The sequence below is a fragment of the Hymenobacter agri genome (assembly GCF_054778495.1).
The window spans coordinates 1-1,009 of sequence record NZ_BAAGZM010001012.1 but is presented as its reverse complement, the minus strand read 5'-3'; the positions used below and the strand labels follow the sequence as shown (position 1 = coordinate 1,009).

Genomic DNA, 1,009 nt, shown 5'->3' with positions numbered 1-1,009 from the left:
CTACGACGACCAGCCCGTGGCCCAGTACCAGGTGCTGCACATCTGGTTTCGGCCCGGGCCGCCGGCGGCCGGCGTGGCCCCGCCCGTGCCCGAAAACCAGGTTTTCAGCCAGGTTGAGCAAATGCCTAAGCTGCCCGGCGCACCTGACGAGGCCGCCATTCAAACCGCCATTCAGGAGCTGATTCGCTACCCCGAGCAAGTGGTGAGCGGCGACACGCAGGTGAGCTTCGTAGTGGAACCCGACGGCCGCGTAACGCGCCCGGTGCTGCTCAACAGCCTCGGCGCGGCCACCGATGAGGCCATTCTCGATGCCGTGCTGCGGCTGCCGCGCTTCGAACCCGGCCGCCAGCGCGGGCAGGCCGTGGCCGTGCGCCTGCGGGTGCCGGTCAGCATTCAGATTCGTTAGAAATTACCACATAAAAAAGCCGCTTGCCCGGGCTGAGCAAACGGCTTTTTTATGTGGTATACGGCCAATAGTCGCGTTCGTGCTTAGTTATCGTCGGTGGCGCGGTTGATGAGCACCACAGCCACAGCGGCCAAGGCCGCGATGCCGAGCACCATCTGGGTGGGCGTGAACTTGTTGGAAGCCTTGCGCAGCAGCACGCCGCCGTACTTCAGCAGGTCGTCCACGTGTTCGGTTTTGCCTTGGAATACGTTGTAGGCGCTTTCGAAAGTGCGGGCCAGGTCTTCGGGCAGGATTTTTTCGACTTGTTCGAGTTTAGCTTCCATGATGCTTGGATGGCTTGGGGAGAGGTGAAAGAATGACGGGCCGGAGCCCCGAAATGCCTGTACGGAAAACCTTCCGGCCGGGCTGTCTTTTTCGGCCACCCTCGTCAAAAAAAAGCCTCCGGCCCACGCTCCCCGCGTTGGCTATCGACTACTCAATCACCACAATGCGCGAGCCACTGCGCTGGGCTTCGCGCACCTGGCAGTAATAAGCCCCGGCGGCCAGCCCGCTCAGGTCGAGGGGCAGGAACTGCGGGCCGGCGGCCAGCACGCCATCCACGGC

2 protein-coding genes are annotated in these 1,009 nt (G+C 63.1%); one reads left to right on the top strand and one right to left on the bottom strand.

What is annotated here, in order from left to right; genetic code table 11:
- Positions 1–406: energy transducer TonB (locus ACYVDE_RS24105; RefSeq protein ID WP_460504059.1), on the top strand; the 406-nt coding region annotated here is incomplete at its 5' end.
- An 83-nt stretch (positions 407–489) separates the two neighbouring features.
- On the opposite strand, the gene ACYVDE_RS24100 is transcribed toward ACYVDE_RS24105, so the two are convergent.
- A complete protein-coding gene (locus ACYVDE_RS24100) occupies positions 490–729 on the bottom strand; it encodes a hypothetical protein (protein WP_460504058.1) in 240 nt (79 codons plus the stop codon).
- Positions 730–1,009: the final 280 nt, after the last annotated feature.